25 protein-coding genes and 1 pseudogene are annotated in these 26,352 nt (G+C 73.3%); 15 read left to right on the top strand and 11 right to left on the bottom strand.

Features of this window, described 5'->3' with window-relative positions:
- Positions 1 to 5: 5 nt before the first annotated feature.
- Together ACFXGA_RS15210 and ACFXGA_RS15205 are read right to left on the bottom strand one after the other, a co-directional pair.
- Positions 6 to 506, bottom strand: a complete 501-nt coding sequence (locus ACFXGA_RS15210) for a hypothetical protein (protein WP_378088139.1) — start codon at positions 504 to 506, stop codon at positions 6 to 8.
- 31 nt (positions 507 to 537) lie between these two features.
- Complete coding sequence (locus ACFXGA_RS15205) at positions 538 to 1,263, bottom strand: CAP domain-containing protein (RefSeq protein WP_378088137.1); 726 nt, start codon at positions 1,261 to 1,263, stop codon at positions 538 to 540.
- A 37-nt stretch (positions 1,264 to 1,300) separates the two neighbouring features.
- On the opposite strand from ACFXGA_RS15205, the gene ACFXGA_RS15200 reads away from it, so the two are divergent.
- The 5 genes and pseudogenes from ACFXGA_RS15200 (at position 1,301) to smc (ending at position 6,653) form a co-directional block, all read left to right on the top strand.
- A complete protein-coding gene (locus ACFXGA_RS15200) occupies positions 1,301 to 1,597 on the top strand; it encodes an acylphosphatase (RefSeq protein WP_378088135.1) in 297 nt (98 codons plus the stop codon).
- Between the two features lie 33 nt (positions 1,598 to 1,630).
- A complete protein-coding gene (locus tag ACFXGA_RS15195; RefSeq protein ID WP_378088133.1) occupies positions 1,631 to 2,137 on the top strand; it encodes a sigma-70 family RNA polymerase sigma factor in 507 nt (168 codons plus the stop codon).
- Positions 2,134 to 2,202: pseudogene (locus tag ACFXGA_RS15190) on the top strand (zf-HC2 domain-containing protein); the annotation flags it as partial. The gene ACFXGA_RS15195 and the pseudogene ACFXGA_RS15190, both read left to right, overlap by 4 nt.
- A gap of 235 nt (positions 2,203 to 2,437) precedes the next feature.
- Positions 2,438 to 2,815: a hypothetical protein gene (locus ACFXGA_RS15185; RefSeq protein ID WP_378088131.1), complete on the top strand. Its 378-nt coding sequence runs from the start codon at positions 2,438 to 2,440 to the stop codon at positions 2,813 to 2,815.
- A gap of 58 nt (positions 2,816 to 2,873) precedes the next feature.
- Entirely contained in the window at positions 2,874 to 6,653 is a 3,780-nt protein-coding gene (smc, locus tag ACFXGA_RS15180) for a chromosome segregation protein SMC (RefSeq protein ID WP_378088129.1), read from the top strand.
- A gap of 7 nt (positions 6,654 to 6,660) precedes the next feature.
- Here smc and ACFXGA_RS15175 read toward each other — a convergent pair whose 3' ends face one another.
- Genes ACFXGA_RS15175 through ACFXGA_RS15165 form a run of 3 tightly spaced genes read right to left on the bottom strand, consistent with a single transcriptional unit; the run spans position 6,661 to position 8,925 of the window.
- On the bottom strand, positions 6,661 to 7,359 hold the full coding sequence (locus tag ACFXGA_RS15175) for a lysophospholipid acyltransferase family protein (protein WP_378088127.1): 699 nt from the start codon (positions 7,357 to 7,359) through the stop codon (positions 6,661 to 6,663).
- 15 nt (positions 7,360 to 7,374) lie between these two features.
- Entirely contained in the window at positions 7,375 to 7,710 is a 336-nt protein-coding gene (locus ACFXGA_RS15170; RefSeq protein ID WP_378088125.1) for a hypothetical protein, read from the bottom strand.
- Positions 7,711 to 7,755: 45 nt separating this feature from the next.
- Positions 7,756 to 8,925 (bottom strand): cytochrome P450, encoded by a 1,170-nt coding sequence (locus ACFXGA_RS15165; RefSeq protein WP_378088123.1) that lies wholly within the window; start codon positions 8,923 to 8,925, stop codon positions 7,756 to 7,758.
- 165 nt (positions 8,926 to 9,090) lie between these two features.
- On the opposite strand from ACFXGA_RS15165, the gene ACFXGA_RS15160 reads away from it, so the two are divergent.
- Positions 9,091 to 10,026 carry a GNAT family N-acetyltransferase gene (locus ACFXGA_RS15160; protein ID WP_378088121.1) on the top strand — a complete coding sequence of 312 codons (936 nt, stop codon included), beginning with the start codon at positions 9,091 to 9,093 and terminating at the stop codon, positions 10,024 to 10,026.
- 8 nt (positions 10,027 to 10,034) lie between these two features.
- Here the strand turns inward: ACFXGA_RS15160 and ACFXGA_RS15155 are convergent, their stop codons facing one another.
- Positions 10,035 to 11,594, bottom strand: a complete 1,560-nt coding sequence (locus tag ACFXGA_RS15155; RefSeq protein WP_378088119.1) for a sodium:solute symporter — start codon at positions 11,592 to 11,594, stop codon at positions 10,035 to 10,037.
- Positions 11,581 to 12,735 (bottom strand): anhydro-N-acetylmuramic acid kinase, encoded by a 1,155-nt coding sequence (locus ACFXGA_RS15150; protein ID WP_378088117.1) that lies wholly within the window; start codon positions 12,733 to 12,735, stop codon positions 11,581 to 11,583. Before ACFXGA_RS15150 ends, ACFXGA_RS15155 begins: the two co-directional genes overlap by 14 nt.
- Before the next feature lie 114 nt (positions 12,736 to 12,849).
- Between ACFXGA_RS15150 and ftsY the strand changes: the two genes are divergently transcribed.
- The gene (gene ftsY, locus ACFXGA_RS15145) at positions 12,850 to 14,187 is read left to right on the top strand and encodes a signal recognition particle-docking protein FtsY (RefSeq protein WP_378088115.1); all 1,338 of its coding nucleotides are present in this window, start codon (positions 12,850 to 12,852) and stop codon (positions 14,185 to 14,187) included.
- A 163-nt stretch (positions 14,188 to 14,350) separates the two neighbouring features.
- Here ftsY and ACFXGA_RS15140 read toward each other — a convergent pair whose 3' ends face one another.
- Positions 14,351 to 15,106, bottom strand: a complete 756-nt coding sequence (locus ACFXGA_RS15140; RefSeq protein WP_378088113.1) for an IclR family transcriptional regulator — start codon at positions 15,104 to 15,106, stop codon at positions 14,351 to 14,353.
- An 85-nt stretch (positions 15,107 to 15,191) separates the two neighbouring features.
- Between ACFXGA_RS15140 and aceB the strand changes: the two genes are divergently transcribed.
- From aceB to ACFXGA_RS15125, 3 genes are all read left to right on the top strand, one after another.
- Positions 15,192 to 16,724 (top strand): malate synthase A, encoded by a 1,533-nt coding sequence (aceB, locus tag ACFXGA_RS15135; RefSeq protein WP_378088111.1) that lies wholly within the window; start codon positions 15,192 to 15,194, stop codon positions 16,722 to 16,724.
- Position 16,725: 1 nt separating this feature from the next.
- Entirely contained in the window at positions 16,726 to 17,922 is a 1,197-nt protein-coding gene (locus tag ACFXGA_RS15130) for a DUF6986 family protein (protein WP_378088109.1), read from the top strand.
- Between the two features lie 75 nt (positions 17,923 to 17,997).
- A complete protein-coding gene (locus tag ACFXGA_RS15125; protein WP_378088107.1) occupies positions 17,998 to 18,474 on the top strand; it encodes an Imm1 family immunity protein in 477 nt (158 codons plus the stop codon).
- A 9-nt stretch (positions 18,475 to 18,483) separates the two neighbouring features.
- Here the strand turns inward: ACFXGA_RS15125 and pucL are convergent, their stop codons facing one another.
- The 3 genes from pucL to uraD are packed head-to-tail and all read right to left on the bottom strand — an operon-like array spanning position 18,484 to position 20,156.
- Positions 18,484 to 19,362 (bottom strand): factor-independent urate hydroxylase, encoded by an 879-nt coding sequence (gene pucL / locus ACFXGA_RS15120; protein ID WP_378088105.1) that lies wholly within the window; start codon positions 19,360 to 19,362, stop codon positions 18,484 to 18,486.
- Positions 19,363 to 19,365: 3 nt separating this feature from the next.
- The gene (locus ACFXGA_RS15115; RefSeq protein WP_378088103.1) at positions 19,366 to 19,674 is read right to left on the bottom strand and encodes a hydroxyisourate hydrolase; all 309 of its coding nucleotides are present in this window, start codon (positions 19,672 to 19,674) and stop codon (positions 19,366 to 19,368) included.
- Positions 19,671 to 20,156 (bottom strand): 2-oxo-4-hydroxy-4-carboxy-5-ureidoimidazoline decarboxylase, encoded by a 486-nt coding sequence (gene uraD, locus ACFXGA_RS15110; RefSeq protein ID WP_378088101.1) that lies wholly within the window; start codon positions 20,154 to 20,156, stop codon positions 19,671 to 19,673. Before uraD ends, ACFXGA_RS15115 begins: the two co-directional genes overlap by 4 nt.
- 156 nt (positions 20,157 to 20,312) lie before the next feature.
- Here uraD and ACFXGA_RS15105 point away from each other — a divergent pair, with 156 nt between their 5' ends.
- The 5 genes from ACFXGA_RS15105 to alc all read left to right on the top strand — a co-directional run bounded on the left by ACFXGA_RS15105 (position 20,313) and on the right by alc (position 26,056).
- Positions 20,313 to 21,071, top strand: a complete 759-nt coding sequence (locus ACFXGA_RS15105) for a hydroxypyruvate isomerase family protein (RefSeq protein WP_378088099.1) — start codon at positions 20,313 to 20,315, stop codon at positions 21,069 to 21,071.
- Complete coding sequence (locus ACFXGA_RS15100; protein ID WP_378088097.1) at positions 21,071 to 21,943, top strand: 2-hydroxy-3-oxopropionate reductase; 873 nt, start codon at positions 21,071 to 21,073, stop codon at positions 21,941 to 21,943. The genes ACFXGA_RS15105 and ACFXGA_RS15100 overlap by 1 nt, the downstream gene beginning before the upstream one ends.
- The gene (gene gcl / locus ACFXGA_RS15095; RefSeq protein WP_378088095.1) at positions 21,943 to 23,658 is read left to right on the top strand and encodes a glyoxylate carboligase; all 1,716 of its coding nucleotides are present in this window, start codon (positions 21,943 to 21,945) and stop codon (positions 23,656 to 23,658) included. The genes ACFXGA_RS15100 and gcl overlap by 1 nt, the downstream gene beginning before the upstream one ends.
- An 81-nt stretch (positions 23,659 to 23,739) precedes the next feature.
- Positions 23,740 to 25,032 (top strand): allantoinase AllB, encoded by a 1,293-nt coding sequence (allB, locus tag ACFXGA_RS15090; protein ID WP_378088167.1) that lies wholly within the window; start codon positions 23,740 to 23,742, stop codon positions 25,030 to 25,032.
- A gap of 25 nt (positions 25,033 to 25,057) precedes the next feature.
- Positions 25,058 to 26,056 carry an allantoicase gene (gene alc, locus ACFXGA_RS15085; RefSeq protein WP_378088093.1) on the top strand — a complete coding sequence of 333 codons (999 nt, stop codon included), beginning with the start codon at positions 25,058 to 25,060 and terminating at the stop codon, positions 26,054 to 26,056.
- The last annotated feature ends 296 nt before the right edge of the window (positions 26,057 to 26,352 follow it).

Below are 26,352 nucleotides of genomic sequence, written 5' to 3'. Positions count from 1 at the left end.
CCTCGTTAGGTGCCCGACTGCTCGGTGGTCTCAGGCGTGGTGGTGGCCGGGGTGGTGGTGGTCGTCGTCGGCTTAGGCGGCGTGGTCGTCGTCGTGGTGGTGGTGTTCTGCGGCGGCTGCGTGGTCGTGGTGACGACCGGCGGGGGACCCGTGTCCTCGACCGTCGTCGTGGTGGTGGTGCCGTCCGGCCGCGTCACCGTCGTCACGCGCGTGCGCCGCGACGTGGTGGTGGTCGTGGTGGTGTCCGTCGTCGTGGTGGTCGACTCCGCGGTCGTGGTCAGGCTGACCGAGGCGGAGGACGACGACGTGCGCGGGAGCGTGGTCAGCGTGCTGCGCGACACGACGTCCTCGCGCGGCAACCGGTCGCCGGCCGCCGCGTCCGGGCTCGCGCCCGCCAGGGACGCGATGGTGGCGAAGATCGTCGACACGGCGACACCGGACGCGGCCAGCAGCACGTGGGGCGACACGCGCAGGCGGCGGCGCTCGGGCTCCGGGGTCTCGTACAACGGTTCTCCCAAGGGGTGTCGGACGGCGTCTCTACCAGCCGAAGTTCTGGGTCCAGTACCAGCCGCGGGTGTCCAGGCCCACGCCGATCGTGGTGAACCCGCAGTTCAGGATGTTGCGGCGGTGCCCGTCGGAGTTCATCCAGGCCCGCATGACCTGCTCGGCGGAGCGCTGGCCCTTGGCGATGTTCTCCCCGCCGGGGCTCGGGTAGCCGGCCTCGCGCATCCGCCGGGCGAAGTCGACGCCGTCGGGGGTGGTGTGCGAGAAGTAGTCGCGCTCGGCCATGTCGGTGCTGTGGGCCTGCGCGGCCGCGACGACCCGTTCGTCCACCCGCAGCGGCTTGCAGCCGGCGAGGTCGCGGGCCTCGTTGACCAGGGCGACGACCTGCTGGGCCTGCGGCACGTCGGCGGGCTCGGTGGTCGTCGTGGTCTCGACGGGCGGCTCGGACGCCGTGGTCGTCGTCTCCGTCGTCGTGGTGGTCTCGGTGGTGGTCGTGGTCTCGGTGGTCGTCGCCGCGGACGAGGTCGGCACGGCGGCGGTCGGCGGGACGTCCGGCTCGGGGCGCTGCGCGGGCTCGCCCACCCCGCCGACCCCGCCGACGCCGAGGTTGTCCGAACCGCGGCCCTGTGCTGCGCTGGGCCCGACGAACGGGGCGAGCTGGTCCGGGTTCGCGAAGGCGACGCCGGTCGCACCGGCCGCGCCGAGGAGCAGGCCGACGAGTCCGCCGATCACGGATCGGTTGCCGCGCCGTGCTGTCACGGTCGCGCACCGTACCACTATCGGGTGAAATGACAGGATGGTTGTGGTGGCTGGAGTAGAGCGGACGGTGCGCCTGACCGCCTGGGTGCGGGGTCGCGTGCAGGGCGTCGGCTTCCGGTGGTGGACCCGGGCGAGGGCGCTTGAGCTGGGACTCGTCGGTTCGGCGTCCAACCTCCGGGACGGTCGGGTCGAGGTGAACGCGGAAGGGCCGGAATCCGCCTGCCGGGCGCTGCTGGTGGCGCTGCGTTCCGGTGATACCCCCGGTCGGGTGGAATCGGTCGTGGAGCGCTGGTCGGAGGCCCGCGGGGGCCTCACGGGTTTCGTGGAGCGTTGAACGGCGGGCGCGCCGATGGCGTAGTACTTCGATGTGGACCGTGGCGAAGATGTCGTCAGGCAGCTGTACGGCCGTTGGCGCGGCCCGCTGCACGGCTACGTCCTGCGGCTGGTCGGCGGTGACCACCAGCACGCCGAGGACGTGGTCCAGGAGACGCTGCTGCGGGCCTGGCGGCACGTCGACGAGCTGACCCCGGCCGACGCCGGGCCGTGGCTCTACACGGTGGCCAGGAACCTGGTCATCTCCGGCTTCCGCAAGCGCGGCGGCCGCAACTCCGAGGTGCCGATCGAACCGGGGGACCTGCCGCCGGTCGCGGACGAGGTGGAGCACGTCCTGCAGAGCTGGCAGGTCGCGGAGGCGCTGCGCGCCCTGAGCGCCGACCACCGCAACGTGGTGGTCGAGCTGTACTACCGGCGGCGGTCGGTGGCCGAGGCGGCGGCGGTGCTCGGCATCCCGCAGGGCACGGTGAAGTCGCGTTGCTTCTACGCCCTGCGGGCGTTGCGCGACGCGTTGGAGGAGCGGGGGGTGACCGAGTCGTGAGCTGTGATCGGACCGTGGCGCTCGGCGCGTACCTGCTCGGCGCGCTCGACCCGGCGGAGCGCTCGTCGTTCGAGCGGCACCTGCCCGGGTGCGCCGTGTGCCGCCGGGAGATGGTGCGGCTGGCCCCGCTGCCCGGCCTGCTCGGCCAGGTGCGGCTGGAGGACCTGGAGCTGCCGTTCGACGACCCCGCCCCCGACCCGGACCTGCGGCCGCTGCCGCCGCCCCCCCACCCCCCCCCCCCCCCCCCCGCCCCCACGCGGGCACGGAGCGGCGTCGCAGCCCCCCCGGCGGCGGTGGCCGGTGCTGGTCGGCGCGGCCGTGCTGGCCGTGCTCGTCGCGCTGGGCGTGGTGCTGGTGCCGCGGCTGACCCGGGACGACGGCCCGGCCGCCGTCACCTGGCACGCCGCCGACGCCACCTCCGGCGTGGTGGCCACCGCGGACCTGGTCGGCAAGTCGTGGGGCACCGAGCTGTGGATGACCATCGAGAACATGCCGAAGGGCATGAGGTGCAAGCTGATCGTCCACGACAGGTCCGGGCGGACCGAGATCGGCGGCTGGTGGGGCACCGACCACGCGCCGGACGAGCGCATCCCCGGCTCCACCTCGTTCCCGGTGGGGGAGATCGAACGGCTCGACGTGGTGGTCGACATGACGGTGCTGGTCTCGGTGCGACCGTGATCGCGCTGGTCAGCGTGCCGACGACTGGCTCGCGGCCCGCACGGGTACTCTGCCCGGCGTGCACCTCAAGAGCCTGACGCTGAAGGGCTTCAAGTCCTTCGCCTCGGCTACCACGCTGCGCTTCGAGCCGGGCATCACGTGCGTCGTCGGTCCGAACGGGTCCGGCAAGTCGAACGTGCTCGACGCGCTGCGCTGGGTGATGGGCACCCAGGGCGCGAAGGACCTGCGCGGCGGCAAGATGGAGGACGTCATCTTCGCCGGCACGTCCGGCCGCGCGCCGCTCGGCCGCGCCGAGGTGACGCTGACCATCGACAACTCCGACGGCGCGCTGCCGATCGACTACGTCGAGGTGTCGATCACCCGCCGGATGTTCCGCGAGGGCGCGACCGAGTACGAGATCAACGGCAACTCGTGCCGCCTGATGGACATCCAGGAGCTGCTCAGCGACTCCGGCATCGGCCGCGAGATGCACGTGATCGTCGGCCAGGGCCAGCTCGCCGCGATCCTGGAGTCCAAGCCCGAGGAGCGGCGGGCGTTCGTCGAGGAGGCCGCGGGCGTCCTCAAGCACCGCAAGCGCAAGGAGAAGGCGCTGCGGAAGCTGGAGGCGATGCAGGCGAACCTGACCCGCCTGACCGACCTCACCGCCGAGCTGCGCCGCCAGCTCAAGCCGCTGGGCAAGCAGGCCGAGATCGCCCGCCGCGCCCAGGTCGTGCAGTCGGAGCTGCGGGACGCCCGGATGCGCCTGCTGGCCGACGACCTGGTGACGCAGCGCGAGGCGCTGGCGCGGGAGGAGCAGGACGAGGCCGCGGCCCGCGCCCGCCGCGCCGAGGTGGAGAAGTCGCTCCAGCAGGCCCAGTCGCAGCAGAACGAGCTGGAGGACCAGGTCGCGGCGGACGCGCCGAAGCTCCAGCAGGCCCAGGACACCTGGTACCGGCTGTCGGCGTTGGAGGAGCGGCTGCGCGGCACGGTGCGGCTGGCCGTCGAGCGGGAGCGGCACCTGTCGGCGGCGGTGGAGGCGCCGCGCGGCGGGCGCGACCCGGACGAGCTGGAGGCCGAGGCCGAGCAGACCGCGATCCTGGAGCAGGAGCTGCAGGACGGCGTGACGGAGGCCCGGGTCGGGCTGGCGGAGGCCGTGGAGACGCGGGCCGAGCTGGAGCGGATGGTGTCCGCGGCGGAGAAGGCGCACCTGGCCGCGGTGCGGGCGATCGCCGACCGGCGCGAGGGCCTGGCCCGGCTGTCCGGGCAGGTGGAGGCCCTGCGGTCGAAGACGAGCGCGACCGCCGAGGAGATCGAGCGGATGTCGACCGCGCTCGCCGAGGCGGTCGAGCGGTCCGAGGTCGCGCAGCAGGAGCTGGCCGAGGCCCGCGAGGCGACCGGGACCGAGGACGAGGACGACGTCGGGCTCCAGGAGCGGCACCGGCTGGCCGTCGAGGCGGACGACGCCGCGCGCCGCCGGGTCGAGGAACTGGTCAAGGCGGAGCGGGCGGCCGAGCGCGACATCGCGTCGTGGAAGGCCCGGGTGGACGCGCTGTCGCTGGGCCTGACCCGCAAGGACGGCGCGGGCGCGCTGCTGGCGTCCCGGCTGCCCGGCCTGCTGGGGTCGGTCGCGGCGCTGCTGACCGTGGAGCCGGGCGCGGAGGTCGCGCTGGCCGCCGCGCTGGGCCCGATCGCGGACGCGGTCGCGGTGGCGTCCGGCTCCGCCGCGGTGGCGGCGTTGGAGCTGCTCAAGGAACAGGACACCGGTCGGGCCGGGGTGCTGGTGGGCGGCGCGCCGGCGACCGCGGACCGGTCCGGTTGGCCGTCGCTGCCGCCGGACGCGCGGTGGGCCGTCGAGCTGGTGCAGGCGCCGGAGCCGCTGCGGCCCGCGCTGCACCGGGCGTTGGACCGGGTCGCCGTGGTCGACTCGCTGGCCACCGCGCGGGCGTTGGTGGACGCGCACCCGTCGGTGCGTGCGGTGACCCGGGACGGCGACGTGCTGGGCGCGGACTGGGCGGTCGGCGGGTCCGGGCGCAGCCAGAGCGTCATCGAGGTCCAGGCCGCGGTGGACGAGGCGTCGGAGAAGCTGGCGCTGGCCGAGCGCGCGGCGGAGCAGGCGACGGCGGCGCTGGAGGGCGCGCGGGCCGAGCAGCAGGCGCGCCGGGCCGAGGTCGCGGCGGTGAAGGAGCAGCTCAACGAGGCCAAGGTGCGGCGCGCCCGGTCGTCCGAGCGGCTGAACCGGCTGGCGGCGGCGGTGCGGTCGGCCGAGGCCGAGGTGGACCGCGTGCGGGCGCAGCGGGAGAAGGTCGAGGCGGCCCGCGAGGAGAACCTGCTCAAGCTCGGCGAGCTGGAGGAGCGCCTGCTCGTGGCGCAGGAGCAGCCGCTGGACGACGAGCCGGACACCGCGCACCGCGACGAGATGGCCGCCGAGCTGGCCGCCGCCCGCCAGGGCGAGGTGGACGCCCGGCTGGCGCTGCGGACCGCCGAGGAGCGCGCCCGCGCGTTGCAGGGCAAGGCGGAAGGGCTGCGCCGGGCGGCACGCGCCGAGCGCGAGGCCCGCGAACGCGCCCAGCGCGCCCACGCGGCCCGGGCGCGGGGCGCGGTCGTGGCCAAGGCCGTCGTGCGCGGCGGCGAGCTGGCGCTGTCGCGGATCGCCGACTCGCTGGCCCGGGCGGCGCGCGAGCGCGACGCCGCGCAGGAGCGCAAGGCGCAGCGCGAGATGTACCTGGCGCAGGTGCGCAGCCTGGTGCGCGAGATGTCGGTGGAGCTGGAGAAGCTGACCGACGCCGTGCACCGCGACGAGGTGCTGCGGGCCGAGCAGCGGATGCGCATCGAGCAGCTGGAGACCAAGGTCGCCGAGGAGTTCGGCATCGGCCTGGAGGACCTGGTCGCCGAGTACGGGCCGGACGTGTTCATCCCGCCGTCGCCCCAAGAGCTCGCCGAGTACGAGGCGGCCAGGGAGCGCGGCGAGGCGGTGACCGCGCCGCAGCCGATGCCGTACGACCGGGACACGCAGGCGCGGCGCGCCAAGCGGGCCGAGCGGGACCTGTCGCTGCTGGGCAAGGTCAACCCGCTGGCGCTGGAGGAGTTCGCGGCGCTGGAGGAGCGGTACAAGTTCCTGTCCAACCAGCTGGAGGACATCAAGGCGACCCGGCGCGACCTGCTGACCGTGGTGAAGGAGGTCGACGACAAGATCCTGGAGGTCTTCACGTCGGCCTACGAGGACGTCGCCCGCGAGTTCGAGGTCGTGTTCAAGGTGCTGTTCCCCGGCGGCGAGGGTCGGCTGGTGCTGACCGAGCCGGACGACATGCTGACCACGGGCATCGAGCTGGAGGCCCGGCCGCCGGGCAAGAAGGTCAAGCGCCTGTCGCTGCTGTCGGGCGGCGAGAAGTCGCTGGCGGCGGTGGCGATGCTGGTCGCGATCTTCCGCGCCCGGCCCTCGCCGTTCTACGTGATGGACGAGGTCGAGGCCGCGTTGGACGACACCAACCTGCACCGGCTGATCGGCCTGTTCGAGCAGTTGCGGGAGCGGTCGCAGCTGCTGATCATCACGCACCAGAAGCCGACGATGGAGATCGCGGACGCGCTGTACGGCGTGTCGATGCGCGGCGACGGCATCAGCCAGGTGATCTCGCAGCGCCTGCGCGGCGAGGAGAAGCCGAAACGGGGCCGGGCCGCCGTCGCCGCGGCTCCGGGAGCCGCCGCGGTCCCGGACGCCCAACCCGACGTCGCCGCCGCCGAACCCGACAGCGTCGTGCCGGAGGCCGCCGGAGCTGCCGCGACCGGAGGCGACGCGGAGGCCGGCACGCCCGGATCGACCCCGGAACCCGGCTCGGAGCCGGAGGCCGGACCGCCCGCCTAGGAGGACGTCAGCGCTCGTCGAGCGCCTTGGCCTCTTCGGGCGTGGGCGCGGTGCCGCCGAGGTGGGCAGGCTGCCACCACCGGCCCTCGCCCGACTCCGGGTAACGGGCCTGGGCGTCGTCCAGCAGCTCCTGCATCCGCTCGCGCAGCGCGGCGTCCGTGGTGGGCTCCACGGGCTCGCCGACGATGATCGTGACGGGCACGTGCCGCTGCGTCAGCGACTTCGGCCGCCCCTTGGTCCACAGCCGCTGGGTGCCCCACACGGCCGTCGGCAGCAGCGGCACGCCGGCTTCGGCCGCCATCCGCACCGCGCCGCTCTTCACGTCCTTGACCGTGAACGACCGGCTGATCGTGGCCTCCGGGAAGATCCCGACGATCTCGCCGGCCCGCAGCGCGGCCAACGCCTGCTGGTAGGACGCCTGGCCGGCGGCCCGGTCCACCGGGATGTGGTGCATCCCGCGCATGAGCGGGCCCGACACGGGGTGCCGGAACACCTCGTGCTTGGCCATGAACCGGACCAACCGGCGCGCCGGGTGCGCGCCGTAGCCGGCGAAGATGAAATCGAGGTAGGAGACGTGGTTCGAGGCCAGCACGGCCCCGCCGGTGGTCGGCACGTGCTCCGCGCCCTCCACGGTGATCCGCAGGTCGAGCAGGCGGAACATCAACTTGGCCGCGGCGATCACCGGCGGGTACACGCGATCTGGCATGGAACCCAGCGTACGTTACTCGCCAGTAGTGCGATCGTGCTCGCGCACCACTCGCGGGACGCCCGCCAGGTCCTCCTCATTGCACAGCAGCTTCAGGGCGTAATACGGCGAACCCTTGGTGTCGTCGTAGTCCAGGTGGACCGCGATCACGTCGACCGCTTCACCGAGCCACTCCTGCGTCTGGCGCAGCCAGGTGGCTGCGCGCTCCAACGCGTTGGGCAGGTCGTCGTCACGGAACTCGACCGGCCGATAGGGGACCTCCTGCACCTGGTCCCGCTGGTTGACAGGCATCGGCAGGTCTACCGCCACCCCGCTGTCGTTGAGTTCGAGTTGGATCGTTTCCTCGCTCACCCTCCCAGGGTTCCCCAACGCGAAACCTCCGGCAATAGATGTCGGTCATCCGAGGCTTACCGGCAACTCGGCGAGACCGCTGACGAGGACCCTCCGCCACGCCAGTTCCTCCACCGGCCGGGCCGCCCGCAGGCCCGGGAAGCGCCGCAACAGCACCGACAGCGCCTCCTGGAGCTCGATCCGCGCCAGCTGCGCGCCGAGGCAGAAGTGCGGGCCGATGCCCAGCGCGAGGTGCGGGTTCGGCGAGCGCGTGAGGTCCAACACGTCCGGCGAGTCGAACGCGCGGGGGTCGCGGTTGGCCGAGCCGATGGCCGCCATCACGCCCTCGCCGGCCCGGACGACCACGCCGCCGACCTCCACGTCCTCCAGCGCCACCCGCAACTGCCCGACCTCGCTGAGCCGGGTGAACCGCATCAGCTCCTCCACCGCGTTCGGCACGAGCGACGGGTCCCGCGCCAGCAGGTCCCACCGCGACCGCTCCCGCAGCAGCGTGGCGACGAAGCTGGTGATCTGGTTGGCCGACGTCTCGTGCCCCGCGACCAGCAGGTTCAGCGCGAACGCGACCAGCTCGTCGTGCGTCAGCGACGTCGCGCACAGCTCGTCCAGCAGGTCGTCGGACCGCGGTGCCCGCCGCTTCGCCGCGACCAGCTCGCCCATGTACCCCAGCAGGGCGTCCATCGCCGCCTCGACCCGCGGCTGCTCGGACATCTCCAGGCTGTACGCGAGCTCCACCCACCCGCGGAACCGCTCGCGGTCCGCGTAGGGCACGCCGAGCAGCGTGCAGATCACCTGGATCGGCAGCGGCAGCGCGTACACCTGCCGCAGGTCCGCGCCGTCCACCACGTCGTCGGCCAGCCGTTCGCACAGCTCCCGCACCCACGGCCGGGTGGCCGAGATCCGCCGGTGCGAGAACGCGCCGGACACGAGCCCGCGCAGCCGCGTGTGCTCGGGCGGGTCGGTGGTCGGCAGGGTGCCGGGCAACGGCCGCGAGACGCCGACCCTGGGCGCGCCCGCCGCCACCACGCCGGCGCGGGAGAACCGCGGGTCGGCCAGCACCAGCTTCACGTCGTCGTAGCGGGTGACCAACCACACCTCCGCGCCGGCCAGGGTGCGGACCCGGGCCACCGGCTCCTCCTCCCGCAGCCGGGCCCACGTGGGCGAGGGGTCGAAGGCGAAGGCGTCGGCGAAGGGGATGTCGAGGACGTCGTCGGTCATACCCCGACGCTAGGAGTCCGGGGCGGCGCGGTGCGAGCGCCATCCGGTGCGCTTCGGCCGCCGCGTTCGCCCAGAGCAGACGCGCCGGACCAGGGCGTCCGAGGCGTGGACGGGGAGTGGAAAACTCCCTCGCGTTCCCCGTCGCGGCGGGTGACCATTCCAGACATGTACGACATCCGTCCCGCCGCCCAGGACGACCTGGACGCCGTGCTCGCGTTGGTGCTGCGGTTGCAGGCCGACGACGCGCACCACATCGGCTACCTCGGCGAGACGCTCGGTGACATCTCCGCGGAGCTGGCCGAGTTCGAGCCCGACTGGGCCTCGTGCACCGTGGTCGCCACCGACGACTCGGGCGGGGTCCGCGGCGCGCTCAGCGTCGAGGTCGACACCGACGCCCGTCGCGCCTACCTGCACGGACCGTTCGTCGACGTGCCGGTCAACCACCCGGCGGGCAGCCGGATCTGGGACCAGACCGCCGACGCCCTCTACGCCGCCGCCGAGCCGCTGCTCGACGGCACCTCCGACCGCGAGCTGCTCGGCCACACCGGGCACCGGCGGTTGGCCGCGTTCGCCGAGCGGCACCGGTTCGCCGCCGCCCGACCGTGCGGCATCCACGTCCTCGACGGCGACGGCCTGCGCGGCCTGCTGCTGCGCGAGGCGAGCTGCCCGCGCACCGGCCCGGCCCGCGAGATGCGGGTGCTGCCGACCGACCGGGCCGTGCACGAGGCCGTGGCCGTGCTGCACGACCGGTGCTTCCCCCGGACCCACCTGCCCGGCCGGCGGCTGGTGGACGGCAGCCGGGAGCACACCGTGGTGGTCGCCATGGACGGCGACCGCGTCCTCGGGTACGCCTCGGGCAAGGCCGAGCCGGGCGAGTTCTACCTGGACTTCGTGGCCGTGGAGCCGGACGTGCGGGGGCAGGGGGTCGGCGCGGCGCTGGTCACCGAGCTGGTCTGGAAGCTGGCCGAGAAATCCGGGGCCCGACCCCAGGTCGCCGCCGCGATACTGGCCGGCAACCGGTCGTCCCAACGGCTCTTCGACCGGCTCGGCTTCCGCCTCCACCTCGAACTCGTGGCCTACCGCGCCAGACCCGCCGCCTGAACCCCGTCCTACGCCGCCTTGGCGGACACCACGTCGTCCCGGGCGTCCGGCGGCTGGTGGCCCTGGTGCCGCAACGACATCAGCCCGCCCACGACCAACGTCAGCAGCACACCCATCACCGTGTACCAGGGGTACGCCAGCGAGACGATCTTCTGGGCGGGCGCCGCCGCCGAGAAGTCGATCGCCAGCCGGGCGTCCGGGCCGACGAACTTCACGCCCAGGATCACGAACGCCATGACGACCACCGTCACCGCGAACGCCACGATCGCGTCGAGTTCCCGCGCCTTGCGGAACACCAGGCCGAGCAGGAACGCGCCCAGCAGCGCGCCGTAGGTGAACCCGGCGATCGACAGGCCCTGCTCGACGATCGGGTTGCCGCGACGGGTCAGCGAGGCGAACAGCCCGGCGCACACGATCAGCAGGCCGGCCCACACCACCGTCCAGATCCGGCCCTGCCGGAACACCTCGGCCTCGCTCATCGGCCGGCGCACCACGCGCTGCACCACGTCGGTCACGGTGGAGGAGGCCAGCGCGCCCAGCGACGACGACAGCGCGGCGGCCAGGATGCCCGCGATCACGAACCCGGACAGCCCGGACGGCATGTCGTTGACGATGAAGTTGGCGAACAGCTCGTCGTTGTTGTTGAGCCCGAGGTCCTTGACCGGGTTGGCCGCCCGGTAGAAGGCCCACAGCATCACGCCGATGAAGAGGAACAGCGCGAACTGGAGGAACACCACCACACCGCTGGCGATCAGCGCCTTCTGCGCCGCGCGCACGTCCTTGGTCGCCATCAGCCGCTGCACGATGAGCTGGTCCGCGCCGTGCGAGGCCATGGAGAGCACCGCGCCGCCGATGAACGCCGTCGCGATGGCGTACGGCGAGGTGAACGCGCTGGCGCCGAAGTCGAAGACCTGGAACTTGCCCGCGTCGGCGGCGCTGCCGAACCAGCCGTCGGGCAGCTTGCCGTTCAGCACGAGGATCACCGCGAACGCGCCGACGACGTACCAGAGCATCTGGATCGCGTCGACCCACACCACGGCCCGCACGCCGCCGAGGAAGCTGTAGACGACCATCGCCACGCCGAGCACCGCCACGATCGCCCAGTAGGACGCGTTCACGCCGTACGCCGCGAGCACCACCTTGACCGGGATGGCGGTGGCGAACAGCCGCAGCCCGTCCGCCAGCAGCCGGGTGACCAGGAACGTCACCGACGCGGTGCTCTGGATGTTGCGGCCGAACCGCTTGCCGAGGAACCCGTACGCGGTGATCAGCTCGCCCGCCACGTACTTGGGCAGCAGCACGAACGACACCACGATCCGGCCGAGGAGGTAGCCGATGGCCAGCGACAGGAACGTCATCGTGCCCAGGTAGGCGACCGTCGGCACGCTGAGCACGGTCAGCGTGGACGTCTCGGCGGACACCACCGACACGCACACGACCCACCACGAGATGCGGCGCTCGCTGACGAAGTAGTCGGTCGCGGAGCGCTGGCGCCCGCCGATCCACACGCCGAGCAGCGGCATGCCCACCAGGAACAGCACGATGATGCCGACATCAAGTGCGCGCACGGTCTCCTCCATCTCCCTGGCTTCCTAGGCCCGACCACCGCCCGGGTTGGACGACGGTCAGTCCGGTCACGGCGGTGACCGCGGGCTCGGGCAGGCGCAGCGGGTGGCGGCCGGGGGTGATCGACCCCAGCGGGCGCGGGCCGGCGGCGCCGGTGGCGGACGGCACGTTCGCGGGCAGGCCGTGCCAGGTGAGGAAGCCCAGCAGGGCGGCGAGGTACGCCTCCTTGCCCGCGGCGGGCAGTCCGAGTTCGTCGCTCGTGCGCAGGTCGACGCGCCGGCCCAGGGCCTCGACCAGCGCGGGGTTGCGCATGCCGCCGCCCGAGCCGATGACGGCGCCCTCGCACTCGGCGGCGACGGTCCGGGCGGTCAGCTCGGTGAGCGTGGCCAGCAGGTCCTCGGCGGGCATGGTGAGCCCGTCGGTGACGCGGTCGAGGTAGGCGCGGTTGAAGTGCTCCTTGCCGGTGGACTTGGGCGCGGGCCGGGCGTAGTACGGGTCGGCCAGCAGGCGGTCGAGCAGGTCGTCGCGGACCCGGCCGCGGCGGGCGAACTCGCCGTCGGTGTCCTGGTGGCGCAGACCGCCGGAGAGCGCGGTCATCGCGGCGTCCATGAGCGCGTTGCCCGGTCCGGTGTCGTAGGCGATCACACCTTCGGGCGAAACCTTGGTCACGTTCGCGATGCCGCCGATGTTCAGCGCGGTGGCGGGTCCGCCGAACCCGGCCAGCCAGAGGGCGTCCAGGGTGCTCGCCAGCGGCGCGCCGTGCCCGCCCGCGGCGACGTCGCGGACGCGCAGGTCGGACACGACCGGCAGGCCGGTGGCTTCGGCTATCCACGCCGGCTGTCCCAGTTGGAGCGTGCCCAGGCAGCGGCCGTCCTCGACCCAGTGGTGGACGGTCTGGCCCAGCGACGAGACCAGCTCGCCCCGGTACCGGGCGGCCACCTCGGCGAACGCCTGGCCCAGGCGGGTGTCGAGCACGCACACGTCCGCGGCGCTGGTGGGCGGCCTGCGCAGCTCCTCCGGGAACGGGTGCTCGGCGTGCGCCACGGGGGTCAGCCGGACGGTCGGGCCGTCCAGGGACAGGTCGGCCACGGCCACGTCGATGGCGTCCATCGAGGTGCCCGAAATGAGCCCGATCACCCTCACGCCCTGTGGTCTATTCCACACTGAACGCTCGCGCAAGGGTCTTTGTGGGAAAGTTGCCGGAACCTAACCTGCTTCGTCGATCGTCAACATACGGTGGCGTGCGAGGATGGCGCCGTGTCCACCACGTCCCTGATCTGGATCATCGTCGTCGTCGCGGCACTGCTCGCGGTCGCCCTCGTGACGGGCGTCGTGCTGGCGCGACGCCGGCGGATCAGCCTCACCGAGCCCGAGCGGGACCAGCCCGCCAAGGGCGGCTACCAAGCCGGTGGCGCCATCACGTTCAACCAGCCCGCGCCGCCGGTGACCGAACCGACCAGACCGGCCGAGCCCGTCGAGCCGTCGGGCGCGTCCCCGGCCGCCGAGGTGGTCGAGCCCGTCCAGCACCCCGTCGCCGACCGCACCGAGGTCGACGGGCAGCCGGGGGTCGGCGACGACGCGGCGGTGCCCCGCGACTCGGTCAAGCGCGGGTTCGTCGAGGTCGAGCTGCCCGAGGAAGCGTCCGAGGTCGAGGAGATCGAGCCGACCGCCGGCCGGCTGGAGCGGTTGCGCGGGCGGCTGTCGCGGTCGCGCTCGACGTTCGGGCAGAGCCTGCTGGGGCTGCTCGGCGCGGGCGACCTGGACGAGGACTCGTGGACCGACATCGAGGACACGCTGCTGATGGCGGACCTCGGCGCGGCGATCACCGACCAGGTCGTGACGGCGTTGCGGGAGCAGATCGTGGCGCGCGGCGTGCGCACGTCCGACGACGTCCGCGCGTTGCTGCGCGAGGTGCTGGTCGACGCGCTGCACCCGGAGATGAGCCGGGCGGTGAACGCGTTGCCGCACGCCGACGGCGCGGGTGGCGTGAAGCCGGCCGTGGTGCTGGTGGTCGGCGTGAACGGCGTCGGCAAGACGACCACGACGGGCAAGCTGGCGCGCGTGCTGGTGGCCGACGGCCGGACCGTGCTGCTGGGCGCGGCGGACACGTTCCGCGCGGCGGCGGCCGACCAGCTGGAGACGTGGGGGTCGCGCGTCGGCGCGGCCACCGTGCGCGGCGCGGAGGGCGCGGACCCGGCGTCGGTGGCGTTCGAGGCGGTGAAGCGGGGCGTCCAGGACGGTGTGGACACCGTGCTGGTCGACACCGCGGGCCGGCTGCACACCAAGACCGGCCTGATGGACGAGCTGGGCAAGGTCAAGCGGGTGGTGGAGAAGCAGGCCGAAGTGGACGAGGTGCTGCTCGTGCTCGACGCCACCACCGGGCAGAACGGCCTGACCCAGGCGCGGGTGTTCGCCGAGGTGGTCGACGTGACCGGCATCGTGCTGACCAAGCTGGACGGCACCGCCAAGGGCGGCATCGTGTTCCAGGTCCAGCGCGAGCTGGGCGTCCCGGTGAAGCTCGTGGGCCTGGGCGAGGGGGCCGACCACCTGGCCCCGTTCGAACCGACCGCCTTCGTGGACGCCCTCCTCTCCTGACCCCGGCGCGTGTCGAACCTCCAGGCCCCGTGAGTCGAACCTCCAGGACCTCCGAGTTCACCGTTCAGGTCCCACCCCGTTCGGCGGGAGCCGGGCCGCCCGAGCGGTGAACTCGGGGGTCCCGAGTGTTCGACTCACGGGTCCTGAGGGTTCGACACGCGGGTCAGGTGTGGGCGGTGTGGGCGGAGAGGCGTTCGGCCACGGCCAACACGGCGGGCACGATGCGCGCCACGGACTCCTTGGTCAGCCGGCTGTCGGGACCGGAGACCGACACGGCGGCCAACGCCGGGCCGGCGCGCAACGGCACCGCGACGCACCGCACGCCCAGTTCCTGCTCGCTCTCGTCCAACGCGTAGCCCCGGGCGGCGATCCGGTCCAACGACGCCAGCAGCACGTCCGCGTCGGTGATCGTGTTCGGCGTGTACGCGGGCAGGCCCGTGCGCGCCAGCAACGCCCGCACCTGGTCGCGCGGCAGCTGGGACAGGATCGCCTTGCCCACGCCCGTGCCGTGCGGCAGCAGCCGGCGGCCGACCTCGGTGAACATCCGCATCGAGTGCCGTGACGGCACCTGCGCCACGTACACCACCTCGTCGCCGTCGAGCACGGCCAGGTTCGCGGTCTCGCCCACCCGGTCGACCAGCTCCGCCAGGAACGGCCGCGCCCACGTGCCGAACTGCCGCGACGCGGTCTCGCCGAGCCGGATCAGCCGCGACCCGAGCGCGTACCGGCGGTTGCTGTTCTGCCGCACGTACCCCAGCGCGACCAGGGTGCGGATCAGCCGGTGGATCGTCGGCAGCGGCAGGCCCGAGGCGGCGGCCAGCTCGGACAGACCGGCCTCGCCACCGGCGTCGGCGAGGCGTTCGAGCAGGTCGAAGGCACGCTGGAGCGACTGCACGCCGCCCGTGGACTCCGCCGCCACCGACACCACTCCTTCGTTGCCGTTCCGCGTGGCGAAAACTATAGTCCGCGAAGTAGAAACCGACTCGGAATCGAGGTGGGCTCCCATGTCCGGTGTTCGCGTCCTCGGGGGCGAGGTGGAGCGCGGGGGCGAGATCCTCACGCCGGACGCGCTGGAGTTCGTCGCCGGGTTGCACCGCGACTTCGCCGCCACCCGGGACGAGCTGCTCGCCCGCCGCGCGCGGCGTCGCCCGCTGGGTTTCCTGCCCGAGACGCAGGCGGTCCGCGACGGCGACTGGCGGGTCGCCGAGGCCCCCGAGCCGCTGCGCGACCGGCGGGTGGAGATCACCGGGCCGACCGAGCGGAAGATGACGATCAACGCGCTGAACTCCGGCGCGAAGGTGTGGCTGGCCGACCTGGAGGACGCCAACACGCCGCACTGGCACAACGTCGTCTCCGGCCAGGTCAACCTGTACGACGCCGCCCGCGGCACGATCGAGCACACCTCCCCGGAGGGCAAGCGCTACGTGCTGCGGGACGACGTGCCGCGGCCGGCGATCGTGGTCCGGCCGCGCGGCTGGCACCTGCCCGAGCGGCACCTGGAGATCGACGGCCGGCCCGCGGTCGGCGCACTGGTCGACTTCGGCCTGCACTTCTTCCACAACGCCGAGCTGGGCCGGCCGTACTACTACCTGCCGAAGATGGAGAGCCACCTCGAAGCCCGGCTCTGGAACGACGTCTTCACCGCCGCGCAGCAACGGCTCGGCGTGCCGCACGGCACCATCCGGGCGACCGTGCTGATCGAGACGATCCCCGCCGCGTTCGAGATGGAGGAGATCCTCTACGAGCTGCGCGACCACGCGTCGGGCCTGAACGCGGGCCGCTGGGACTACCTGTTCAGCATCATCAAGTACTTCCGCGACGCCGGGCCGGACTTCGTGCTGCCCGACCGCAACAGCATCACCATGACCGTGCCGTTCATGCGCGCCTACACCGAGCTGCTGGTGCGGACGTGCCACAAGCGCGGCGCGTTCGCCATGGGCGGCATGGCGGCGTTCATCCCGAACCGGCGCGACCCGGAGGTCACGCGCGACGCGCTGGCCAAGGTGCGCGACGACAAGCGCCGCGAGGCGGGCGACGGCTTCGACGGCTCGTGGGTGGCGCACCCGGACCTGGTGGCGGAGTGCGCGGACATCTTCGACGCGAAGCTGGACGGCAGGCCCAACCAGCTCGACGAGCTGCGGCCCGAGGTGTCCGTCACCGCCGAGCAGCTGCTGGACTTCGCGTCCGCCGGCGGCGCCGCGACCCGGGCGGGGCTGGAGTCCGCCGTGGACGTCGGCGTGCGCTACCTGCTGTCGTGGCTGGGCGGCAACGGCGCGGCGGCGATCCACAACCTCATGGAGGACGCCGCCACCGCCGAGATCTCCCGCTCGCAGCTCTGGCAGTGGGTGCACAACGACGTCGTGCTCGACGACGGCACGCCGGTCACCGCCGAACTGGTGCGCGACGTGCTGGCCCGGACGAAGCAGCAGCTCGACGGCGAGCACCTCGACCTGGCCGTGGAGCTGTTCGACCAGGTGGCGCTGTCGGACGAGTTCGTGGACTTCCTGACCCTGCCCGCCTACGAGCGGATCGACTGACGTGCCGCGCACGTCGCTGCCGGCCGAGGCGGTGCGGGCGGTCACCGCGCGGCTGTCCGACGGCCCGTCGCACGCGCCGGCGGGCCGCCAGCCGGTGCACACCTGCTACGTGCCCGCCGACCGGGTGACCCCGGCGACGCTCGGTGACTGGGGTGCGCAAGCGCTTGCGGCGCTGGACGCGCACGCCCCGGACGGCCTGGCCGGGGTGCTCGACCTCGGGCCGGACGTCGCCGGCGCGGTGGACGGCCGCGTGCGGGCGAAGCTGGCCGCCGAGCCGGTGGAGGACCTGCGCATCGACTTCGAGGACGGCTACGGCGTCCGGCCCGACGCGGAAGAGGACGCGGACGCCGAACGCACCGCGCTCGTGGTGCGGGACTGGCTGCGCGACGGCGTGGCGCCGCTGCGATTCGGGTTGCGGATGAAGTCGTTCGACACCCGGGCCTCGCGCGAGCGCGGCATCCGGACGCTCGACGTCTTCCTCACCGCGCTGGGCGACGCGCCGGACGGCTTCGTGATCACCTTCCCGAAGGTCACCTCGGTCGCCCAGGTGGAGGTGCTCGGCGACGTGCTCGACCTGTTCGGGCTGCCGCTGCGGTTCGAGATCCAGGTCGAGACCACGCGGTCGGTCGTGGACCCGGAGGGCAGGCTGGCGCTGCCGAGGTTCATCGAGGCGGGCCGCGGCCGGGTCAGCGGCCTGCACTTCGGCACCTACGACTACACGGCGGGCTGCGGCCTCGGCGCGGCGCACCAACACCTGGCGCACGGCGCGTGCGACTTCGCCCGCAACGTCATGCAGGTGTCGGCGGCGGGCACCGGCGTCGAGTTGTCGGACGGCTCGACCAACGTGCTGCCCGTGGGCGACGCCGTGCACGAGGGCTGGCGCACGCACTACCGGTTGGTGCGCCGGTCGTTGGCGCACGGCTTCTACCAGGGCTGGGACCTGCACCCGGCGCAGCTCGTGACGAGGTACGCGGCCGTGCACGCGTTCCACCTCGAAGGCGTGGCGGCGGACGCGGCGCGGCTGCGGGCGTACGTGGCGAAGGCGGGTGGCGCGGTGCTGGACGAGCCCGCGACGGCGCAGGCGCTGTCGTCGTCGTTCCTCCGCGCCCTGGACTGCGGTGCCCTGGACGAGGACGAACTGCACCGCGCCACGGGACTCAGCGTGACCGATCTCCGGGCGCTAGCCAGAAGAGAGTGATCACGGCATCGCTGGATGAGGTGATTCTCGAACCGGCGAAAGGCCGGACCGTGCGACACCGGTCAGGGTGTGTGCATGACCATGAGGGCCGGCTTGTGGACCGGGCTGCCGGACCTGGAGCGGGCGGAGTTCCGCTACCAGGTGGTGGCGTGCGCGGCGGACGTGGACGTGCTCATCGCCGCCCTGGCGCGGCCCGAGTGCAACGACGGGATGCTGGAGCACTTCGCCCGCGCGCCCGACGCCGAGGGGGAGAGCGACCACAACCTGGTGCTCGCCGTGCGGGGCCGGTGGGGCTACCTCAACTACGTGGACGACCGGTTCACCGGCTGGCCGAAGGGCGACCCGGACGCGCCCTACGTGGACGAGGACTACACCGACTTCCCGCCGGGTGTGGGCGTGCCGCTCACGACGTACCGCGAGCTGCTGCTGGAGTTCATGGTCACCGCGCGGCGGCCGACGCTCGTGGACTGGTACGAGGAGGCCGACCTGTTCCACGCCTGGCGGTTGCAGCGGATGGCGTTGCGCAAGGGGGTCACCAGCGACCGGAAGTGACCGGCCCGCTCAGAACGCCGGCAGCGCGTACCAGGCCGAACCGGGGTCCTCGGCGTCGTCGCGGAGCACGGAGCCCTCGATGAGCCCGTACGGCCGGTCGGCGGCGAAGAACACCTCGTTGTCGTTCTGCAGCCCGAACGGCGACAGGTCGACCGCGAAGTGGTGCTTGTTGGGCATCGACAGCCGCACCTCGGCCACCTCGGGCCGCTCCCGCAGCACCGCCTCGCCCATCGCGTAGAGCGTCTGCTGCAACGACAGGCTGTGCGTGTCCGCGAACGCGGTCAGCAGCAGCCCCCGGATCGCGGTGAAGCTCTCCGCCCAGCCGACGCCGTCGCCCTGGTAGCGCCACCGGGCCGTCACGGACGTCGCCAGGATCCGGTCGTCGGTCTCGGCCAACGTCGTGTACTCGTCGCGCGGGAAGCCGTGGAACTCCGACCCCGCCGACTTGAGCACGACCAGGTCCCGCACCCCCGACACGACCCACGCCCGGTCGCCGTCGACCGTCACGGCGGTCGTGCGCTTCTCGTCGCTGCCCCGCACGAACGAGTGACCGTTGCCCTCGATCCGCTCCCACGCGTGCTCGTCGATGAGGACGCGGGCGCCGGTGATCGCCTCCTGGGTGGCGACGAAGTGCCGGCCCAACCGCAGCGCGAAGTCCTCGACCTCGCCGACCGGGGCCTGCTTGGCGAAGGCGTAGACGGTGTTCTTCTGGGTGTCGGTGGCCAGCACCTTCGAGTTGTCGCCGGTCAGGTGGGTGTCGGCGAGGTCGCCGCGCAGGGAGGTGCCGACCGTGAGGTCCCTGATCGTGTGCACGGGGCCGTCGCGGGTCACCGTGACGAGGCGGACCTCCGCCTTCCCGTACTGGTTCGGCCCCAGGACGATGGCCATCGGTCAGCTCCCTCGGTAGGTCGTGAAGGCGAACGGGCTCAGCAGGACCGGCACGTGCAGGTGCCCCTGCTCGCCGGTGACCCGGAACGCGATCGTGATCTCCGGGTAGAACGGCGTGTCGACCTCGAACACCAACCGGTGCACGCCGGGGGCCACCCCTTCGGCGAACCGCAGCCGGCCGTCGTCGTCGGTGACCCCCTCGGCGAGCACCGAGCCGTCGCGCTCCAACCGGACGGGCACGCCGACGCGCGGCCGGCCTGCCTCGGCGTCGAGCACGTGGGTGGACAGCGACGTCGACGCCGGGGGTGTCATGCCAGCACCTTCCTCAACCTCAGGGCCGCGATCTTCGCCAGTTCCCGGTTCACCACGCGCAGCTCGACGTCCGGCGGGTTGGCCATCCGGGCGGAGAGGTCGGCCAGCACCTGCTCGCCGTCCAGCCCCGTCGCGCACACCAGGTAGATGTGCCCGAACCGGTCCTCGTAGGCGGCGTTGGCGGCCGCCAGCCGGTCGGCGAGGGACTCGGCGACGCCCGACTGCTCGTCGGCGGACCACTTCGCCGGGACGCCGTCGCCCGCGGCCTTCTCCCCGATGCGCGGGTGGCCCGCGACGGCGGCGCGCACCTCGTCGTCGCTCAGGTCGGCGAACCGGTCGGAGGCCGCCAGCAGCGCTTCCACGTCGGCGTAGGGGCGGCCGGCCAGCACCGCGTCGACCCAGCGCGGCACCGCGAGGCAGTCCGCGAGCACGGGGCGGAGGTCGGCCGCGGGCGCGGAGTTGAACCCTTCGAGGTCGGGCACTGAGGTTCCCTTTTCTGGATCGCGGAATCCGGGTTCCGCAAAGAGGGACCGTACGAGTGCCCTCCGAGCGTGTCAACAGTCTTGCGCCGCCGTCGGGCCTTGCCTAGTCTCTCGTTATACGGAAGATAGCTTCCGCATTGTGGAAGGAAGTTCCCCATGCGGTACGACGTCAACCTGTCGATCCTCTTCACCGACCTCCCGGTGCTGGCACGGCCCGCCGCGGCGCGCGCCGCCGGGTTCGACGCGGTCGAGTTCTGGTGGCCGTTCGCCGAGGCCGTGCCCCCGTCCCGCGAGGTCGAGGCGTTCGAGGCGGCCGTCACCGACGCCGGGGTGCGCCTGGTGTCCCTCAACTTCTTCGCGGGCGACCTGTCCGCCGGCGACCGCGGCCTGGTGGCGTGGCCCGGCAGGCAGTCGGAGTTCCGCGCCGGCGTGGAGATCGCGGCCGGCATCGCGCGGCGGCTGGGCTGCCGCGCCCTCAACGCGCTGCACGGCAACTTCCCCACCACGGACGCGGCGCTGGCCAACCTCGCGTTCGCGGCCGACGTGGCGGCCGAGGTGGACGCGGTCGTCCTGGTCGAGCCGCTCTCCGGCGCGCCGGACTACCCGCTGCGCACGGCCGCCGACGTGCTGGAGGTCGTCGGCCGGGTGGGGCGCGACAACGTGGCGCTGCTGGCCGACCTCTACCACTTGGCCGTCAACGGCGACGACCTCGACGCCGTCGTCTCCGACCACGTCGACCGCATCGGCCACGTGCAGGTGGCCGAGGTGCCCGGCCGCGGCGCGCCGGGCACGGGGGACCTCGACGTCCTCGGCTACCTCGCGAAGCTCGAAGCCAACGGCTACCGCGGCCACGTCGGCCTGGAGTACCGGGCGTCGACCGGCGGCTTCGACTGGATCCCCGGGAAGGGGCGCTGATGGGCACCATCGGATTCATCGGCCTGGGCGTCATGGGCACGCCCATGGCCGCGAACCTGGTCGCCGCCGGCCACCGGGTCACCGGCTTCGACCTCGACCGGGACGCCCTCGGCAGGCTCGCCGCGGCCGGCGGCACGGCGGCCGCGAGCGTGCGCGACGCGGTCGAAGGCGCGGAAGTCGTCATCACCGTGCTGCCGGACCACCCGCAGGTGGAGGAGGTCGTGCTCGGCACGGTGCTCGACGTGGTCGCCGAGGGCACGCTCCTGATCGACATGAGCACCATCCGCCCGGAGACGTCCGCGGCGATCGCCGAGGCGGGCGCGGAGCGGGGCGTGCGCGTGCTCGACGCGCCGGTGTCGGGCGGTCAGACCGGCGCGGAGCAGGGCACCCTGTCGATCATGGTCGGCGGCGCGGAGGCGGACTTCGCCGCCGCCCGACCGGTCCTCGACGCCCTGGGCACGACCGTCGTCCACGTCGGCCCGCACGGCGCGGGCCAGGTCGTGAAGGCCGCGAACCAGCTCGTGGTCGGCGGCATCTACGCCCTGGTGTCCGAGGCGATCGTGCTGCTGGAGGCATCCGGCGTGGACGCCGGGACCGGGCTGGACGTCCTGGCGGGCGGGCTGGCCGCCAACCGGGTCCTGGACCTCAAGCGGCACTCGATGGTCGCGCGCGAGTTCCGGCCGGGCTTCCGCATCGACCTGCACCACAAGGACATGGGCATCGCGCTGGCCGCGGCCCGGCGCGCCGACGTCGCGCTGCCGGTGACCGGGCTGGTCGCCCAGCTCGTCGCCGCCGGTCGTGCCCGCGGGTACGGCGCGCTCGACCACTCTGCCCTGCTGACCGTCGTCGAGAACCTGTCCGGGAGGGCGTGATGGCCAAGGTCCCCGTCATGCGGGCGGTCGTGGAAGTGCTCAAGAGCGAGGGCGTCGACACGGTCTTCGGCTGCCCGGGCGCGGCGATCCTGCCGCTCTACCAGGCGATGGAGCAGGACGGCACGATCGAGCACCTGATCGTGCGGCACGAGGAGGGCGCCACGCACATGGCCGACGGCTGGTCGCGCACGACCGGCAACGTCGGCGTGGCCATCGGCACATCCGGCCCCGCGGGCACCAACATGATCACCGGCCTCTACACCGCGCGGGCCGACTCCGTGCCGATCCTGTGCGTCACCGGGCAGGCGGCGACGACCAAGCTGCACCAGGAGGCGTTCCAGGCGGTCGACATCGTGGCCGTCGCCACGCCCGTCACCAAGTGGGCGGTGCAGGTCAAGGAGGCCGCGCAGGCGCCGTGGATCTTCCGCGAGGCGTTCCGGGTCGCCCGGTCGGGCAGGCCCGGACCGGTGCTGATCGACCTGCCGGTCGACGTGCAGCGGCAGGAGATCGAGTGGGACCACACCATCGACGCGCCGCTGCCGGTCACCAGGCCGCAACCGCACCCGGCGCGCGTCGAGCGGGCGCTGGACCTGCTCCTGGCCGCCGAACGGCCGCTGCTGCTCGCGGGCGGCGGCGTGATCCTCGGCGAGGCGCACGAGGAGCTGCTCGCCGTGGCCGAGCACCTCAACGTGCCGGTCCAGGCCACGCTGATGGGCAAGGGCGCGTTCGACGAGGACCACCCGCTGTACGCGGGCATGACGGGCATCCAGACGTCCCAGCGCTACGGCAACGCGTCGTTCCTGGAGAGCGACCTGGTCCTCGCGCTGGGCGCGCGGTTCGGCGACCGGCACACCGGCGACCTGCCGACCTACCGGGGCGACCGGAAGTTCATCCACGTCGACGTCGAGCCGACCCAGATCGGCAAGGTCTTCGGCCCCGACCTCGGCGTGGTGTCGGACGTGAAGGCGTTCCTGACCGCGCTGCTCGCGTCGGCCCGCGCCCGCACCGGCCCGCGCCCGGACAACGACTGGACCGCGCGCACGCGGGAGCTGAAGGCGAACCTGCCGCGCCGCGAGGACTTCGACACCGTGCCGGTCAAGGCGCCGCGGGTGTTCAAGGAGGTCAACGAGTTCTACGGCCCGGACACCTACTTCGTCACCGCGATCGGCCTGTACCAGATCTGGTCGGGGCAGCACCAGAAGGCGCACAAGCCCCGCCGCTACCAGGTGTGCGGCCAGGCCGGGCCGCTCGGCTGGGAGATCCCCGCCGCGATTGGCGTGAAGAAGGCCCTCGAACGCACCGACCCGTCCGCCGAGGTGGTGGGCATCGTCGGCGACTACTCGTTCCAGTTCCTGGTGGAGGAGCTGGCCGTCGGCGCCCAGTACGACGTGCCGTTCGTGCTGATCATGCTGAACAACGAGGGCCTGGGCCTGATCCGGATGGCCGAGGACCACGGCGGCTACGGCATGGCGTACCAGGTGGACCTCCACTACGACGACGTGGGCTCGGACCACGTCAAGATCATGGAGGCGTACGGCTGCTCCGGCACCAGGGTCACCGAGCCGGGCCGGATCCGGGAGGGCCTGGCGTGGGCGCGTGAGGAGGCCCGACGCACCAGCAGGCCCGTGCTGGTCGAGATCATGATCGACCGCGAGGCCGACACCCCCGACGGCACGTCGATCGCGGCGGTCCGCGAGTACGAGGAGGCGCCGTGACCGCCCCCACCGGCGGCGCGGGCCGATCCCCCGACGTCCGGCCGCTCGCATCGCCGCCGATCGCCTGGTTGAGTGACGACCATGGACGTGGTGCTGCGCGCTGCCCGAGTCGTCACCCCCGAGGGTGAACGCCGTGCCGACGTGGGCGTCGAGGACGGCCGGATCGTCGCGGTGGCCGACCGCCTGGACGGCCGGCACGTCGTGGCGCTCGCCGACGACGAGGTGCTCCTGCCCGGCCTGGTCGACACGCACGTCCACGTGAACGACCCCGGCCGCGGCGAGTGGGAGGGCTTCGAAACCGCGACCGCGGCGGCGGCCGCCGGCGGCGTCACCACGATCATCGACATGCCGCTCAACAGCCTCCCGCCGACGACCACCGTCGCCGCCCTGGAGGCCAAGCGGGAGGCGGCCTGCGGCCGGGCGCACGTGGACGTCGGGTTCTGGGGCGGCATCGTGCCGACCAACCTGGACGACCTGGTGGAGCTGCACGACGCGGGCGTGTTCGGCTTCAAGTGCTTCCTGATCCACTCGGGCGTGGACGAGTTCCCGCACGTCACCGAGGCCGAGCTGCGAGCCGCGCTGGCCCGGCTCGGCCCGCGCGACGCCCTCACGATCGTGCACGCGGAGGACCCGCACGAGGTCACCGAGCCCGGCCCCGGCTACCGCGGCTTCCTCGACTCCCGCCCGCACCGCGCCGAGGTCCACGCCATCACCACGGTGGTCGACCTGGCCAACGAGACCGGGGCCAGGCTGCACGTGCTGCACCTGTCCAGCGGCGAGGCCGTGCGGCAGGTCCGGACCGCCAAGGAGCTGGGGCTGCGGCTCACCGCCGAGACCTGCCCGCACTACCTCACCTTCGTCGCGGAGGAGATCGGCGACACCGCGACCGAGTTCAAGTGCTGCCCGCCGATCCGCGACGCGGCCAACCGCGAGCAGCTCTGGCGCGCGCTGCGCGACGGGCTCGTGGACCTGGTCGTCAGCGACCACTCGCCGTGCACCCCGGAGCTGAAGCGCGGCGACTTCGCCACCGCGTGGGGCGGCATCGCGAGCCTGCAGCTCGGCCTGCCCGCCGTGTGGACCCAGGCCCGGCAGCGCGGTCACGACCTGACCGACGTGGTCCGCTGGATGGCCACCGCGCCGGCCGACCTCGTCGGCCTCACCGCGAAGGGCCGCATCGCGCCCGGCGCGGACGCCGACTTCTGCGTGTTCGCCCCGGACGACGCGTTCGTGGTGGACCGCGCGGCGCTGCGCCACCGCAACCCCGTCACGCCCTACCACGGCCGGCCGCTGGCGGGCGTGGTGCGGCAGACGTGGCTGCGCGGGCGGCCGATCGACGACCGACCGCGCGGGCGGTTGCTGGGCGGCCCCGGCTGAGCCGGGGACGGACGAGAGGAGACGCATGGCGGAGGTCCCCGGCTGGACCCGACTGCCCGACCTGGCGTGCCGCCCGGTCGGCGGCAGCGTGGTGTGGGCCAACGACGAGCTGTTCGCCGAGCGCGAGAACCTGATCCTGCCGTCGGAGCCGCGGTACCGGACGTTCACGTTCGGCCACAAGGGCCAGGTCTACGACGGGTGGGAGACGCGGCGGCGGCGCGACGAGGGCGAGGACCGGGCGATCGTCCGCCTCGGCCTGCCGGGCGTGATCGAGGGCGTCGTCGTGGACACCGCGTTCTTCAAGGGCAACTACCCGCCGTTCGCGTCGGTCGAGGCCACCTCCGCCGCCGGCTACCCCGCGCCCGAGGAGCTGACTGACTGGGAGCCGATCGTGCCCAAGTCGCCGCTCGGCGGGGACCGCAAGCACTACTTCGACGTGTCCTCGCGCCGCCGGTACACGCACGTGCGGCTGACCATCTACCCGGACGGCGGCGTGGCCAGGCTGCGCGTGTTCGGCGCGCCGGTGGTCGACCCGGACCTGGTCGTGCCGGACGCGCTCGACCTGGCCGCGCTGGAGAACGGCGCGTCGGTCACCGGGTGCAGCGACATGTTCTTCGGCCACCCCAACAACCTCATCGCGCCCGGTCAGGCGGCCGTGATGGGCGAGGGCTGGGAGACCGCGCGCCGCCGTGACGGCGGCAACGACTGGGTGGAGGTCGAGCTGGCCGCGCCGGGCGTGATCCGGCTCGCGGAGCTGGACACGAGCCACTTCAAGGGCAACGCGCCCGGCTGGGCCTCGATCCGGGGGCGGGACGCGCGCACCGGCGCGGAGTTCGACGTGCTGCCCCGCACCCGGCTGCAACCCGACACCCGGCACCGCTTCCGCGTGGAGGACGCGGCCGAGGCGACCCACGCGCGGCTCGACATCTACCCGGACGGCGGGATGGCCCGCCTGCGGCTGTTCGGCCGCCTGACGCCCGACGGCCTGGACGCGATCACCCGGCGCTACCGCGAGTCGTCGTAACCGCCCGAGGAGCCCCGGCCCGGCGCCGTCCGACCCCGACGCGAATCGCAGCGCGTCCGCGGGGTTCCGCCGAGGGGCTACGGGGCCGTCCCACCACCCGGTGCGGGCGGCCCCGGCCGGTCTGGCAGGCTCGACCGCGTCGCGCCGCGGACACCGGCACGTCATCGGTGACCGAGCGTCGCCGTGATCCTCCGCGAGATCACACGAACCACCGGACAGGCGAGACGTGCTCCCACGGTCCGTCACCGGGGCCGGGGCCGCGAGCCGGTCCGATCGCGGGTCGAACCACCCGCTTC

The organism is Actinosynnema sp. NPDC059335 (genome assembly GCF_042752395.1).
Lineage (GTDB): Bacteria > Actinomycetota > Actinomycetes > Mycobacteriales > Pseudonocardiaceae > Actinosynnema.
The sequence above is the reverse complement of the archived record's forward strand: the minus strand, read 5'-3'. Positions and strand labels throughout refer to the sequence as shown.

What these genes read in the sequence shown, in the direction of transcription:
- ACFXGA_RS15200 (WP_378088135.1), top strand. Translation starts at nt 1,301, where the DNA reads ATGGTTGTGGTGGCTGGAGTAGAGCGGACGGTGCGCCTGACCGCCTGG.
- ACFXGA_RS15175 (WP_378088127.1), bottom strand. Translation starts at nt 7,359, where the DNA reads ATGCCAGATCGCGTGTACCCGCCGGTGATCGCCGCGGCCAAGTTGATG.
- ACFXGA_RS15165 (WP_378088123.1), bottom strand. Translation starts at nt 8,925, where the DNA reads ATGACCGACGACGTCCTCGACATCCCCTTCGCCGACGCCTTCGCCTTC.
- ACFXGA_RS15160 (WP_378088121.1), top strand. Translation starts at nt 9,091, where the DNA reads ATGTACGACATCCGTCCCGCCGCCCAGGACGACCTGGACGCCGTGCTC.
- aceB (WP_378088111.1), top strand. Translation starts at nt 15,192, where the DNA reads ATGTCCGGTGTTCGCGTCCTCGGGGGCGAGGTGGAGCGCGGGGGCGAG.
- ACFXGA_RS15125 (WP_378088107.1), top strand. Translation starts at nt 17,998, where the DNA reads ATGACCATGAGGGCCGGCTTGTGGACCGGGCTGCCGGACCTGGAGCGG.
- pucL (WP_378088105.1), bottom strand. Translation starts at nt 19,362, where the DNA reads ATGGCCATCGTCCTGGGGCCGAACCAGTACGGGAAGGCGGAGGTCCGC.
- ACFXGA_RS15115 (WP_378088103.1), bottom strand. Translation starts at nt 19,674, where the DNA reads ATGACACCCCCGGCGTCGACGTCGCTGTCCACCCACGTGCTCGACGCC.
- ACFXGA_RS15105 (WP_378088099.1), top strand. Translation starts at nt 20,313, where the DNA reads ATGCGGTACGACGTCAACCTGTCGATCCTCTTCACCGACCTCCCGGTG.
- ACFXGA_RS15100 (WP_378088097.1), top strand. Translation starts at nt 21,071, where the DNA reads ATGGGCACCATCGGATTCATCGGCCTGGGCGTCATGGGCACGCCCATG.
- gcl (WP_378088095.1), top strand. Translation starts at nt 21,943, where the DNA reads ATGGCCAAGGTCCCCGTCATGCGGGCGGTCGTGGAAGTGCTCAAGAGC.
- allB (WP_378088167.1), top strand. Translation starts at nt 23,740, where the DNA reads ATGGACGTGGTGCTGCGCGCTGCCCGAGTCGTCACCCCCGAGGGTGAA.
- alc (WP_378088093.1), top strand. Translation starts at nt 25,058, where the DNA reads ATGGCGGAGGTCCCCGGCTGGACCCGACTGCCCGACCTGGCGTGCCGC.